Source organism: Vibrio tasmaniensis, assembly GCF_024347635.1.
Taxonomy (GTDB): domain Bacteria; phylum Pseudomonadota; class Gammaproteobacteria; order Enterobacterales; family Vibrionaceae; genus Vibrio; species Vibrio tasmaniensis.
Window position 1 is genome coordinate 2,292,540 of the sequence record NZ_AP025510.1, and the last position, 12,856, is coordinate 2,305,395.

A 12,856-nucleotide genomic window follows, 5' to 3' on the forward strand; every position below is an offset into this window, starting at 1 on the left:
AAAGGCTCAAACACTTGTTTAAATTTTGTTAACTACACCAAGAATTAGCTCTGAAACTAGCTCTGGGCTCTCTAAATGACAATGATGTCCGCCAGGAATCGTCTCTATATTCAGAGGACTATGCGCTGATTTGTAGCGATTATGCTGCAAATGTCGGTATCCATCATTCCCTAGGATTATTAATTGAGGGCATTCAATCGCCGCCATAATCGCTTCAGCGTGCGCCTGTGACATTCGATATAACGAGTCACATTTTAGATTAGGGTCGCATCGCCATTGCCAAGAGTTCTCGAACTCGGCAATACCTCGCTCAACAATAGGAGCAATAAGTTCTGCATTGATTTGGTTGGCGTAAGCTCTCAGCTTAATAGCATCCTCAAGACTTGCTAGAGGACGTGAAGGCTTTCTTCGCTGTCGAAGACGACTGAGTACCCCATCCCTCAAACGAGAGACTGTTTCGTGGGGAGCTTCTGAAAGAGGTCCGTGACCTTCAATTTGAATTAATCCTGACACCTTTTCAGGAAAGGCGGCACTATAGCAACTTGCTATCAATGCACCAAGAGAATGTCCTACCAGTACCAGTCTGTTTGGCGATAATTTGGTCACTAGCTGGTGCAAATCATCAATATAATCGTGAAATGGGTAGTAACTCCCCGCTTTATGCGACGAGAAACCGTGCCCGAAGAGATCGATAGCAATAAGGTGAGCATTAGGATCTAGCTTGGCGACTTGCTGCATAACCTGAGTAAAACTTGCGGAATTATCTAGCCAGCCATGAATAAAAACGACCGTCGTTGCGGTCGTTTTTGGGTTGCCAGTTTGCTGTGTTGCAAGCATCCCGCTCGCAAGAGAATATGACTTTTCAATCATTGATTATATGGTGTCCCTGTCATTGGGTATGTCGAGTTAAGGTTCGACTATTGCACATCTTGAATCACACGCCCTGACTTAGGCATTGTTTGAAAGCTGCGGCAATGTAAACTGCGGCAAGAATAGTAAGTTGGCGCAAAGTCATTAATGACCACTCTTTCAGTGATCTGCCATAAACGTTGATTGTAGACATTCATGACTGGGAAAGTGTAAGGGTATTCACCAACCATACCGTCTTCAGTGCTATTTGATGTGCCAACTAAAGTAACTAAACGACCCTCTGCAAAGCTCAATGGTTCAACATAGCCATCAATGTAACCAACAAAACGTCCTTTGGGTTCTGCATCAATATCAGGCTTGCCACTACTTGAGATAGGTAAGTTCACCACTTCCACACGTGTTTTATCTTTCAGATTAGTGACTTTAGCAATCACGCCACCCAAACGAACATCACCGGCATCCGGTAGTGTGTTTACCCACTCTTGGTAGTCAGTTACCACCTGTTCTGAGTTTGCATTAAGTTCTTTAGGTAAAGAGGAGCACCCCATCACCATCGTAGAGAAAGCGACAAGGAAAAATAAGCGAGATTTAGATATGAGAGAATACATAATGCAGCTCCTTAGAGCAGGATAAATGAAAACACAAAGCTAGATATAAATATCGACCCCAATTAGCTTTGCAAGTTCCTCTTTTTTAGCTTGATTCATCACATCCATATACTCTTCCATCGCACGTCGTCCGCGCCCTTCTGGAAGATCATATTGAACCTGAGCTTTGTGAATCTCAGATTCTTTGACCTGGCGAATAGAATGCGAGACAGCATTCGCAACCTTAGTTGGCTGACCAACAGAAGTCTTTGCATCGCCTTTTTTTACCTCATTCTTTTTGTTGGTTCGATTGGTTTTAGATGTATTGCCTATCGAAGAAGGAGGTAAGCCGTTGATTGAAACCATGCTTAAAGAGTTTATTACCTGATTTTAATGATTTGTGTATCTGTTTTAATTTTGGCTCTGCAAAGTGAATGCAGAGCCAAGTAATACGAATTTACTCGCGACCAGGCAGTTTTTTCCAAGTCACTTTATCACGTAGGTAAACCGGCTCAGACTCTTCAGCTGCAACCGCTTTGCCTTCAGCATAAGCAAATTGAGCAAGGAACGCCATGTCTTGAGCTTCTGGGAATAGCACTTCACACGCTTTAGTGTGGATCGCTAGTGTGTCCATGTGCTCTGCATATGCTTCCCAACCTGTGCCTACTTTAGCCCATGTATTAGAGTCCGCTTCAAGCTGTTCAGCCAATTCGCTTGGTGGCGTGACACATTCCGCATCGACCGCTGCCCAACGACCATCGTCTTCACGGCTGTAACGAGCCCAGTAAACTTCACTCATGCGAGCATCAATCGCTGTCGCAACATGAGTCTCGCCAAATTTACGGTAGCTACCTTGCGCCATCGCTGCCAGTGTAGACACACCGATCATCGGTAAATCAGCACCAAAAGCTAAGCCTTGAGCAATACCAATGCCAATACGTACACCCGTGAAACTACCTGGGCCTTGGCCAAACGCGATCGCGTCGATATCGGTTAAAGCAACATTCGCTTCTTTCAGTACTTCATCAACCATAGGTAGAATTTTTTTCGTATGGTCTCGAGGTGCCTCTTCGCTACGTGCGAACACCTGGTCACCTATTACTAATGCAACTGAACAGTTTTCAGTCGCGGTATCTACTGCAAGAATTTTCGCGCTCATTTGTGTCTCAAATATTCGTTATCTAATCTAAAAATAATGGCTAAGCTCAACAATGCCAATTACTCAGCAGCGGTTGAATGGTCTTTAGCTAAGAATTCTTTAATGATCCCTAAGTCACGAGTACGTGGGATAGGCGGTAAACTCGCCAAAAACACACCACCGTAATCGCGGGTCACCAAGCGGTTATCGCAAATAATCAAAGCACCATTATCACGCTTATCGCGTATTAATCGGCCAACACCTTGTTTCAAGGTAATCACTGCGTCTGGTAACTGTACTTGTGCAAAAGGATCACCCCCTTTTAGCTTACAGTCCTCGATTCGAGCCTTAAGTAACGGGTCGTCTGGGGCGGTAAAGGGCAATTTGTCGATGATAACACAGCTTAATGCGTCGCCCCTAACATCTATCCCTTCCCAGAAAGCACCAGTGGCCACCAGCAATGCGTTACCTAATTCCATGAATTCGGCTAAGGTTTTTTGCTTACTTGTCTCACCTTGCAGCAGAACAGGAACCGAGAGCGTTTCGCGGAACCGTTCACCCAATTCTTTCATCATGCTGTGTGAGGTACATAAGAAGAAACAGCGACCTTGGTTTTGCTCAATCACAGGGGTCAGCATTCTTACTAGCTTATCCGCTAAGCCCGGGCTATTCGGTTCTGGTAGATAGCGAGGCACACACAAACGCGCCTGATTTGGGTAATCAAACGGACTTGGCAGTGAAAACTGTGCTGACGGTTTTAACCCAAGCCGTGAGGTGAAATGGTCGAAATCGTCCGACACCGCCAAAGTTGCAGAGGTAAACACCCAAGCACCCGGCTTTAGCTCAATCTGCTCATGGAATTTGTCGGCGACTGAGAGTGGCGTGATGTGCAAAGCAAAGTGTCGTGGCGTGGTGTCATACCAATAGGAATAACCGGTAATCGATACATCACATACACGTTCAATGCGCGACTTAATCATAGTGGCACGCTCAAAAGCCGTGTCTAACAACTGGCTTCGACCCAATGCTAATTTCAATACATCAACCGCAAGTTGTAGAGCATCTTGCAAACGAACCAACTCGCGTGCAATCGATTCGGATTTCAAGGCTTCACGCCAGTTACCACGAAAACCGGTATCGCCAAGCACGATACGTAGATCGGCTGACGATTGAACGAGCCTATCCCCTACTTTCTGCAGCTGACGCATGTCTTTGGCTTCAGTTCGGTAAGCGATTTCAATATCTTTGGCTAGCTCTTGGATCTGTCGGCTGGAAACCGATTGTCCAAAGTATTGGCTGGCGATATCGGGAAGTTGGTGCGCTTCATCAAAGATAAACACATCGGCTTCAGGTATCAGCTCACCAAATCCAGTTTCTTTGATCGCTAAATCTGCAAGGAACAAGTGGTGGTTGACGACAACAACATCAGAATCCATCGCTTTTTTACGCGCCTTCAGCACAAAGCAATCGGTGTAGCTTGGGCACTCTTTGCCTAAGCAGTTGTCGTTAGTCGAGGTAATGGTTGGAATGACCGGGCTATCTTCAGCAATATCATCACAGTCACCTAAATCGCCAGTTTGAGTCGCTGACGACCAGCTGCGCACTTTCACCAACTGAGCTAACAGCGTTGGATCGGTGTGAGTGCCATGGCTCTCGATCATTTGACGACTTAGCCTGTCCAAGCACAAATAGTTTGAACGGCCTTTGAGTAACGCAACCTGACCATAAAAGCCAAGCGCATCGACCATTAATGGTAAATCTCGGTGAAACAGCTGTTCTTGAAGGTTTTTAGACCCCGTACTGATAATCGTTTTCTTACCACTCAGCAGCGCTGGCACTAGATAAGCAAACGTCTTACCTGTCCCCGTTCCCGCTTCAACGACCAATTGGCTCTGTTGTTCAATAGCCTGTGAAACCGCTTCAGCCATGTCTAGCTGAGCTTGTCGAGGTTGGAACCCAGGGATCGCTTTACCCAAAGCACCATCAGCAGAAAACGTTTTAGATATCATAGAGTACGAAGTTTAGAAAAATAGAAGGCGAATTATGGCAGGTTTAGTGAGCCGGCGCGAATCAAGAATGACTTCACACCGGAGGTGTTTGGTTCGGGTTAAGCTACCTAGAAGGTAAGAATTGAACAAATAAAAATCAAAGAATCGTTATTATTTTCGGCTGAGATAACGCGACAACCAAGGGGCGCCTTCAAAATGATTATCGCAAGGCTGCATGGCTTTCACTGCATCGGTTGGTGAGGTTTTACTTTCCCACATTTCATCTAGAACATTACCATCTAACTCTGCACTTCCCGCTAATGAATTCACTCGTTTGCAGTACAGTTTTTTTGCTAGTAACTCTTTATCCATAAGTATCACCTCTATTTTTGGCCAAAGCGTCAATGCCTCGGTTGAAGTTCAAATGCGTACTACGGTCAAAACTTGAAAAATGAAGCTTCTGCCTTTTTTTCTATCGAAAAACTGATATTTCTATATAAAACAATTTATCGATGCGATAAATGAGCAGCAGAATTTGTTGAAACCAACTTGATAATAGATTAATTATAACGGTAATACTGCGGCTCAGTTCACCGTTCGACGGCCTGCATTAAATTTGAAGAATCCCGATTTCTTATAATAAGTACAACATTTCATGGAAGTAATACGCAAATGGAAAGAAAAACTTTATTAACACATTGTACTGACGCCCCAGGCCTCATCTCAAAGATCACCAACATTTGTTATAAGCACCAACTCAATATTATTCACAATAATGAGTTCGTTGATAACACAAGTGGCCACTTCTTTATGCGCACCGAGCTAGAGGGCTACTTCAATGACGAAACCTTACTCGCCGATTTAGACCAAGCCCTGCCAGAAAACACAAAACGTAAGCTGGTTGATTCATCTCGTAAGCGTGTTGTGATTCTGGTAACTAAAGAAGCACACTGCCTTGGCGATATTCTGATGAAGAACTTCGATGGCAGTTTAGATGTTGATATTGCGGCAGTAGTTGGTAACTACGATACACTGCAAAGCCTAACCGAGCGTTTTGATATTCCTTACCATCATGTTTCTCACGAAGGTTTAAACCGTGAAGAGCATGAGAAGAAGATGTTGGAAGTGATTGACCAGTATGAGGCTGACTACTTGGTTCTTGCTAAATACATGCGAGTGCTGACTCCGGGGTTTGTTGAGAAGTACAACCACAAAATCATCAACATTCACCACAGTTTCTTGCCAGCATTCATTGGTGCTAAGCCATACCAGCAAGCTTACGAGCGCGGTGTGAAGATCATTGGTGCAACGGCGCACTTTGTGACAAACGATCTCGATGAAGGTCCAATCATCAAGCAAGATGTTATCCCAGTGGATCACAACTTCAGCGCAAAAGACATGGCACAAGCGGGGCGTGACGTAGAGAAGAACGTGTTGAGTAAGGCTTTAAACAAAGTGATCAATGACCATGTATTTGTTTACGGCAACAAAACCGTGATTCTGTAAGTCGGGGATTCGATTTTCGGTAAAACTTCCAGTTAGAACCCAATAAAAAACGCGCAATAGGGTTAATCCATTGCGCGTTTTTTGTATCTGATGATCTGACTAGCTTTATGAGATTCCCAACTACACTCCTTCGTCACTATCGGGAATGACGAACTCGGTGATGAATCTTCTACCTATAGGCTCTAACATACGCCCTAGAACACTCAGCCTGTCAGTATCTAGAGATTGACTCTGGCCAACACTATCAAATACCCCGTCATTCCGACGAGCCTAAGCGAGATCAGGAATCTCTTCCCAGCAACTTTCTACTCAAATTACGCCTGCTCTGATTCAACAATCTTCTTCAAAGAGTGCGGATGCAGCTTAATGCAAACCCCTTGATGTTTGAATGCAACCGTTGGGTTATTCAAACGTTCACCCTCACCTTTCGGGCTAGAGAGTTTTATCTTAATGCCTTGATCTGCCAAAGTTTCAAACTTAGCAGCGAACTGCGGGTAAGTCTCTTTAAGATCCGCTAGATACTCATCGGCCGTTTGCGCGTGAGATGGAATCACAAACTCGACATGTTCCCAATCTTGGCTCGGGTAAATCTTGCCTTCTGCTGGATATGGCAACTCTAAGCACTCAATCTTCCAACCAAGGCTTTGCAATGGCTCATCGAAAGCCAACACCACAATTGGGCGACCGTTAATCATCGCTTCTGAAATCGTAGAGCCGTATTTAGACCATGCTTGGTGTGCTGATTTCGCGAGCTCAGTTTCATTGATTCTTAATGCAATATGATCCGCTTGAGCAAAGCTTAAATCCAAACCCAGCACATTTCCTAGGTTCTCAATTTTCGCCATAAACGTATCAAGGCGTGCAATCATTTGTTGTGGTTCTAGTTCGGCTTGCTTCAAGCTCATCGTCATTGTCTTTATTCTCCCAATAATGGCTGCATGGTATCAGTTTTACTTCCAGCAACAAGCGCTGCTTTTACAAAAAACGCTCAAAAAGTACAGTGTCTGACTTTCCTAAATAGACAAACTTGGCTTGGTAAAAGTCGATTGTCAAAAACCGCTCAGGAAATGTGAATTTTCTATCAATTCGACCTATAAGAAACCCTACAAAATTGGTATGATTAACGCCATTTTTGTGAACTTAAACAGAGTCTATTGTTCATTTCAGCATTAAATCGTTAACTAGAAGCATAATTAACCAAATTTGATGCCCACGAAATAATGGCCACTCTTATTCATCCTTGAATTGAAGGAAACGCGTGTGAATATCCAAGCACTGATTAATGACAAAGTATCTCAGGCTCTAGAAGCCGCTGGCGCACCTGCAGGCTCTCCTGCGGCTGTCCGTCAATCTGCAAAACCACAATTTGGTGACTACCAAGCAAACGGCATTATGGGTGTTGCTAAACGACTAGGCACTAACCCTCGAGAATTTGCTCAAAAAGTATTGGACGTTCTAAACCTAGACGGTATCGCTTCTAAAGTTGAAATCGCAGGTCCAGGTTTCCTAAACATCTTCCTAGATGAAACGTTCCTGGCACAACAAGCAGACGCAGCGCTTGCTGACTCTCGCCTTGGTGTTTCAGCCGCAGAAGCACAAACTATTGTTGCTGACTACTCAGCTCCAAACGTTGCAAAAGAAATGCACGTAGGCCACTTACGTTCAACGATCATCGGTGATGCTGTTGTTCGTACACTTGAGTTCTTAGGTCACAAAGTTATCCGTGCTAACCACATTGGTGACTGGGGTACTCAATTCGGTATGCTTATCGCAAACCTTGAGCGCATCCAAGCTGAAACTGGTGAAGTTTCAATGGAACTGTCAGATCTTGAGCAGTTCTACCGTGAATCTAAAAAGCTTTACGACGAAGACGAAGAATTCGCTGTTAAAGCACGTGGCTACGTAGTGAAACTGCAAGGCGGCGACGAATACTGCGCTGAAATGTGGAAAAAGCTGGTTGACGTAACCATGGTTCAAAACCAACGTAACTACGATCGCCTAAACGTATCACTAACACGTGATGATGTGATGGGTGAAAGTATGTACAACCACATGCTTTCAAACATCGTTTCTGACCTGCAGACACAAGGCCTAGCAAAAGAGTCTGACGGCGCACAAGTTGTATTCCTAGACGAATACAAAAACAAAGATGGCGACCCTATGGGCGTTATCGTGCAAAAACGTGACGGTGGCTTCCTATACACCACCACCGATATTGCATGTGCTAAATACCGTTTTGAAGAACTGGGCGCAGACCGCGTACTTTACTTCATCGACTCTCGTCAGCACCAACACCTAATGCAAGCTTGGACTATCGTTCGTAAAGCGGGTTATGTTCCTGAGTCTGTATCTCTTGAGCACCACGCATTCGGCATGATGCTAGGTAAAGATGGTAAGCCATTTAAAACTCGCGCAGGCGGTACAGTACGTCTGGCTGATCTTCTGGACGAAGCAGAAGTACGTGCAACTCAGTTGATTGAATCTAAAAATCCTGAGCTAGCAGAAGACGAGAAGAAAACCATCGCGAACACAGTTGCAATGGCGGCGGTTAAATACGCAGACCTTTCTAAGCACCGTACCACTGATTACGTGTTCGACTGGGAAAACATGCTGGCATTTGAAGGCAACACTGCACCGTACATGCAGTACGCATACACTCGTGTCGCTTCAATTTTTGCTAAAGCAGGCATTTCTATGGACTCTCTTGAAGGTGAAATCAAAATCACTGAAGAGAAAGAGAAAGCACTTATCGCGAAACTTCTACAATTTGAAGAAGCGGTACAGTCTGTTGCTCGTGAAGGTCAACCACACATCATGTGTAGCTACCTGTTCGAACTTGCTGGTCAATTCTCTAGCTTCTACGAAGCGTGCCCTATCCTTGTGGCTGAAGATGAAACAGTTAAACAGAGCCGCCTGAAGCTTGCTGCACTGACAGCTAAGACGATCAAGCAAGGTCTGTCTCTTCTAGGTATCGAAACTCTAGAGCGCATGTAATTCCCTTCGGGTTACAATGAATAAATACAAAGGTTGATGTGAGAGCATCAACCTTTTGTTTTATCTAACGTATACTGATACCAATCGTAGTAAATAACTAATCATCCTAGCTGGTTAAAACGCTCGATAACTGCGTTAGAATTTTTGATTGTAGAATAACTACTTATCAAAAAAATCTGCCTTGTTCTCAAACCTTTTTCCTGCGCTATTTCTGATCATTTACTTACTGTGATCGGTATGACCTCAAGAAATCGAAATGGATAATAATAATGAGCTTTGAACTTCACCCACAGTTAGCAAAAGACACCACGCTTATTGGCGAATTTCCACTAAGCTTGGCGCTGCTAAGCAAAGACAGTGCAGTGCCTTGGGTTATCTTGGTACCCAAACGCGCCAACCTAAAAGAGTTGCACCATCTACCAATGAAAGAACAACAGCAGTTCTTGCTTGAGTCTCAAGCGGTAAGCCAAGCATTAGAAGCGACATTCCAACCAGACAAATTAAACCTAGGCGCGCTGGGTAACATGGTGCCACAGCTACACATTCACCATATTGCGCGTTTCAAAAATGACATCGCATGGCCAGGTCCAGTATGGGGCAACACTAAAGGCGAGCAACGCAGTGAAGAAGAGCAGACAGCAATCCATACTCGTATCCAAAACGTTTTGTCGCTGAGTTCTATCTTCAAGAAAGCATAATTTGAGTTGTTCTCGCTGAGCTTTAAAGCAAGACAGTTCAGAATAGACACATGACAAAAGGCCGCTCATCTAAAATAGGTGAGCGGCCTTTTATTGTCTAATCTCGCCGTTTTCAACGAGAGTATGAAGACCTGAACTACATCATCACATTCAGTGACAAACCATCTTGTTTGCTGATGGTGTAGCGAATACGTGTTGTATGGCCATGCTTATTGGTGTCGACCAAGCGAGATATCTTGCCTTTCTTGACCCACACACCCAGCATAGCATCGATGCCGTCTTCACTTATCCCAAACTTAGATGCAAGCTCACTGCGAGCAGCAACACCTTCGTTATCAATGTATTGATGAAGTTCAGTTAAAATCATACTACTTGCACCTCAAGTGCCTTTTGCTTACTGCCGATTTTCTTGAAGACGCGATACGTCACCACAAAACCACCAGCAATCGCCACCATCCACACAGCACTGCTAACTGGGTGAGCAGCGAAGTTTGCCGCTTGGTAATAGAAGGTCGCACCGAAGTAACCAAGTGCCATTGTCCAAACCGCGATAAAACGCGCAAACATCTGACCAAATTCACGAACATAAGCCCCCATCGCAGCCACACAAGGTGTGTAAAGCAAGATTAGGATTAAGTAAGCAAACGCAGCGTGGCCTGATACAAACTTATCTTTCAAGTTACCAAAGATCGAAGTATCAACCTCTTGATCAGCAGCCACAGAACTAGAGTCAGACAAGTCACCCACTTCAATACCTAACGGATCTGAATAGCTCAAACCAGATAGATTTTCAGGGATAGTCATTACCGCTTCTTGCAGGCTTGCCGCTAAATCGAATTCAGCCGCTTCTTCGTCTGATGACGTCGTGTACAAGCTATTTAATGTACCGACAACCGCTTCTTTCGCAAAGATACCTGTGATGATACCAACCGTTGCAGGCCAGTTCTCTTCAGTAATACCAATCGGTTGGAACACTGGAGTTACAACTTGAGCCGCTTTAGATAGCACAGAGCTTTCGCTGTCTTCGTTGCCAAAACTGCCGTCCATACCTAATGAATTCAAGAAACTCAGAATTGCCACTACCATTACGATGGTTTTACCTGCGCCAAGCACGAAACGTTTCAGCTTCTGCCAAGTTTTCAGCATCACGTTTTGCACGGTCGGCAATTCGTAATCCGGCATTTCCATAACCAAGCTATCGCTGCTACCAGGATAGATAGTATTTTTAAGGAACAAGCCCGTAAATACAGAAGCCAGAATACCCATGATGTACAGAGCGAACACAATGTTTTGTCCAGCACCAGGAAAGAATGCAGCAGCAAACAGTGCGTATACAGGTAGACGAGCACCACATGACATAAAGGGGGCCATTGATGCGGCGAGTTTACGTTCGCGCTCTTGGTCAAGAGTACGAGTTGCCATGATAGAAGGTACGTTACAGCCAAAACCCAGAACAAGTGGTACAAATGCTTTGCCCGGTAAGCCAATCTTCTGCATCACTTTATCCAGTACAAATGCAGCGCGGGCCATGTAACCTGAACTTTCTAGTACCGCTAAGAATAAGTAAAGCGCGGCAATAACCGGAATAAAGGTCGCAACCGTTTGGATACCACCACCAATACCATCAGCAAGAACGGTGACTAGCCAAACCGGTAAGTGACCATCTAATAAGTGATGTCCGCCATCAACTAATATTGCTCCAACACCAATATCGAAGAAGTCGATAAACGCGCTACCGATATTGATAGAGAACATGAACATTAGGTACATGATGACGAAGAAGAAAGGAATCCCGACCCATTTATTCAAAATGAATTGATCGGCTTTCTCTGTGAAATTACGGCTCAGTTTGCCTTCGCTGCGACGAACTCGTTTACAAAGATCATGTAAGAAAGTGTATTTAGCGTCGGCAACAGCAAGGTCAATATCGAAATCGGCACCAAGACGCACACTATCAATTTGAGTGCGAGTTTGAGGAGCCAGTCCATTCAATACCAAGTAATCATTTTCTAAAGCACGAATCGCTAGCGCTCGGTGAGATACGTCAGCATCGTCAAATTGTGACTCAACAGAAGGAACAAGAGCTTCTAACGCGACATCGTAATCAATCGAGATAGGATCAAGACTCACACCTTGAACCAGAAGCTTATGCAAACGCTCTTTAAAACGAACCACTTGTCCTTTATCGTTTGCTGACAAGCTTAGAACCGGGCAACCTAGCTCTTTTTCTAGAGCCTTAAGATTAATCACCTGACGCTCACGCTTTAATACATCCATTTTGTTCAATACAACGATCATTGGGCGACCCAACTCTCGCAATTGTAATGTCATGTATAAGCTTCTTTCCAAACAGCTAGCATCAACAACATTGATGATCACGTCCGCTGGGTGAGTAAGCACGGCGCGTGATGCAATAGACTCATCGATACTGTTTGCATCATTACCACTGTCTAGTGCATAAATGCCTGGTAAATCCGTTAACTGAAATTGATCACCAGCGTGCGAATATAAACCGGTTTTCTTTTCTACGGTCACACCAACCCAGTTACCAACGTGCTGTTTTGCGCCAGTTAATGCGTTAAATAATGTTGTTTTACCACTATTAGGGTTACCAACAGTAAGAACTTGATAATCCATTTAGATAACCTCGATTTGTTCTGCAATGCTTTCACGAATGGCTATAGAAACACCTCTCACTTCAACTTGAAGCGGATCACCCATAGGTGCACGACGGATAAGTGTCACCTCGGTTTTTGGCAACATGCCCATAACCATTAGTTTTTTTCTAACGTCTGGTGTTAAACCTGTAAGTGCAACAATAGAAGCCGCTTTTCCTTGCTCTAGTTGTGAGAGTTTCATAAGTACCCAGTTCGAGATTGATAATGAGAAAGATTGTTATTACCGACATGATACACGTACATACCCACAATTCTATTGTGTGAAATCAATGTTTTCGAAAATACACTCTCGTAAATTTCGTTAAAAACGTTTACGTCAAAAACGTCACTTTCAATAACCAATGAGAACCACCTCACTAGTACACGTCAACCAGAAAAAAATAAAACACCAATAATC

General features: G+C 44.3%; 13 protein-coding genes. 3 read left to right on the plus strand and 10 right to left on the minus strand.

All coding sequences use genetic code 11. The annotated features are described in order from the left end of the window. Positions 1-18: 18 nt before the first annotated feature. From OCV44_RS10275 to OCV44_RS10300, 6 genes are all read right to left on the minus strand, one after another. Positions 19-870, minus strand: coding sequence for an alpha/beta fold hydrolase (locus tag OCV44_RS10275; RefSeq protein WP_139685499.1), 852 nt, complete (start codon positions 868-870; stop codon positions 19-21). Positions 871-917: 47 nt separating this feature from the next. Next, entirely contained in the window at positions 918-1,478 is a 561-nt protein-coding gene (locus OCV44_RS10280) for a Slp family lipoprotein (RefSeq protein WP_009847301.1), read from the minus strand. A gap of 39 nt (positions 1,479-1,517) precedes the next feature. Further along, a complete protein-coding gene (locus OCV44_RS10285; RefSeq protein WP_017074520.1) occupies positions 1,518-1,823 on the minus strand; it encodes a hypothetical protein in 306 nt (101 codons plus the stop codon). A 91-nt stretch (positions 1,824-1,914) separates the two neighbouring features. Then, entirely contained in the window at positions 1,915-2,616 is a 702-nt protein-coding gene (gene tsaB, locus OCV44_RS10290; RefSeq protein WP_139685498.1) for a tRNA (adenosine(37)-N6)-threonylcarbamoyltransferase complex dimerization subunit type 1 TsaB, read from the minus strand. Positions 2,617-2,675: 59 nt separating this feature from the next. Further along, positions 2,676-4,604 (minus strand): ATP-dependent DNA helicase, encoded by a 1,929-nt coding sequence (locus tag OCV44_RS10295; RefSeq protein ID WP_017101291.1) that lies wholly within the window; start codon positions 4,602-4,604, stop codon positions 2,676-2,678. A gap of 150 nt (positions 4,605-4,754) precedes the next feature. Further along, positions 4,755-4,955, minus strand: coding sequence for a hypothetical protein (locus OCV44_RS10300; protein ID WP_139685497.1), 201 nt, complete (start codon positions 4,953-4,955; stop codon positions 4,755-4,757). Between the two features lie 300 nt (positions 4,956-5,255). Here OCV44_RS10300 and purU point away from each other — a divergent pair, with 300 nt between their 5' ends. Further along, the gene (gene purU, locus OCV44_RS10305) at positions 5,256-6,089 is read left to right on the plus strand and encodes a formyltetrahydrofolate deformylase (protein WP_012604522.1); all 834 of its coding nucleotides are present in this window, start codon (positions 5,256-5,258) and stop codon (positions 6,087-6,089) included. 314 nt (positions 6,090-6,403) lie between these two features. Here the strand turns inward: purU and OCV44_RS10310 are convergent, their stop codons facing one another. Next, entirely contained in the window at positions 6,404-7,000 is a 597-nt protein-coding gene (locus OCV44_RS10310) for a VOC family protein (RefSeq protein ID WP_139685496.1), read from the minus strand. A gap of 349 nt (positions 7,001-7,349) precedes the next feature. Here OCV44_RS10310 and argS point away from each other — a divergent pair, with 349 nt between their 5' ends. Then, entirely contained in the window at positions 7,350-9,083 is a 1,734-nt protein-coding gene (argS, locus tag OCV44_RS10315; protein WP_139685495.1) for an arginine--tRNA ligase, read from the plus strand. A gap of 269 nt (positions 9,084-9,352) precedes the next feature. Continuing rightward, on the plus strand, positions 9,353-9,781 hold the full coding sequence (locus tag OCV44_RS10320) for an HIT family protein (protein WP_012604523.1): 429 nt from the start codon (positions 9,353-9,355) through the stop codon (positions 9,779-9,781). Between the two features lie 136 nt (positions 9,782-9,917). Here the strand turns inward: OCV44_RS10320 and OCV44_RS10325 are convergent, their stop codons facing one another. The 3 genes from OCV44_RS10325 to OCV44_RS10335 are packed head-to-tail and all read right to left on the minus strand — an operon-like array spanning position 9,918 to position 12,640. Then, complete coding sequence (locus OCV44_RS10325; protein ID WP_139685494.1) at positions 9,918-10,148, minus strand: FeoC-like transcriptional regulator; 231 nt, start codon at positions 10,146-10,148, stop codon at positions 9,918-9,920. Next, on the minus strand, positions 10,145-12,418 hold the full coding sequence (feoB, locus tag OCV44_RS10330) for a Fe(2+) transporter permease subunit FeoB (RefSeq protein WP_139685493.1): 2,274 nt from the start codon (positions 12,416-12,418) through the stop codon (positions 10,145-10,147). Before feoB ends, OCV44_RS10325 begins: the two co-directional genes overlap by 4 nt. Next, positions 12,419-12,640, minus strand: coding sequence for a FeoA family protein (locus OCV44_RS10335; protein ID WP_004734203.1), 222 nt, complete (start codon positions 12,638-12,640; stop codon positions 12,419-12,421). It abuts the gene before it with no gap. Positions 12,641-12,856: the final 216 nt, after the last annotated feature.

Bases quoted from the DNA above. Each gene is read 5' to 3' on its own strand.
- OCV44_RS10275 (WP_139685499.1), bottom strand. From the start codon at position 870: ATGATTGAAAAGTCATATTCTCTTGCGAGCGGGATGCTTGCAACACAG.
- OCV44_RS10280 (WP_009847301.1), bottom strand. From the start codon at position 1,478: ATGTATTCTCTCATATCTAAATCTCGCTTATTTTTCCTTGTCGCTTTC.
- OCV44_RS10285 (WP_017074520.1), bottom strand. From the start codon at position 1,823: ATGGTTTCAATCAACGGCTTACCTCCTTCTTCGATAGGCAATACATCT.
- tsaB (WP_139685498.1), bottom strand. From the start codon at position 2,616: ATGAGCGCGAAAATTCTTGCAGTAGATACCGCGACTGAAAACTGTTCA.
- OCV44_RS10295 (WP_017101291.1), bottom strand. From the start codon at position 4,604: ATGATATCTAAAACGTTTTCTGCTGATGGTGCTTTGGGTAAAGCGATC.
- OCV44_RS10300 (WP_139685497.1), bottom strand. From the start codon at position 4,955: ATGGATAAAGAGTTACTAGCAAAAAAACTGTACTGCAAACGAGTGAAT.
- purU (WP_012604522.1), top strand. From the start codon at position 5,256: ATGGAAAGAAAAACTTTATTAACACATTGTACTGACGCCCCAGGCCTC.
- OCV44_RS10310 (WP_139685496.1), bottom strand. From the start codon at position 7,000: ATGACGATGAGCTTGAAGCAAGCCGAACTAGAACCACAACAAATGATT.
- OCV44_RS10320 (WP_012604523.1), top strand. From the start codon at position 9,353: ATGAGCTTTGAACTTCACCCACAGTTAGCAAAAGACACCACGCTTATT.
- OCV44_RS10325 (WP_139685494.1), bottom strand. From the start codon at position 10,148: ATGATTTTAACTGAACTTCATCAATACATTGATAACGAAGGTGTTGCT.
- feoB (WP_139685493.1), bottom strand. From the start codon at position 12,418: ATGGATTATCAAGTTCTTACTGTTGGTAACCCTAATAGTGGTAAAACA.
- OCV44_RS10335 (WP_004734203.1), bottom strand. From the start codon at position 12,640: ATGAAACTCTCACAACTAGAGCAAGGAAAAGCGGCTTCTATTGTTGCA.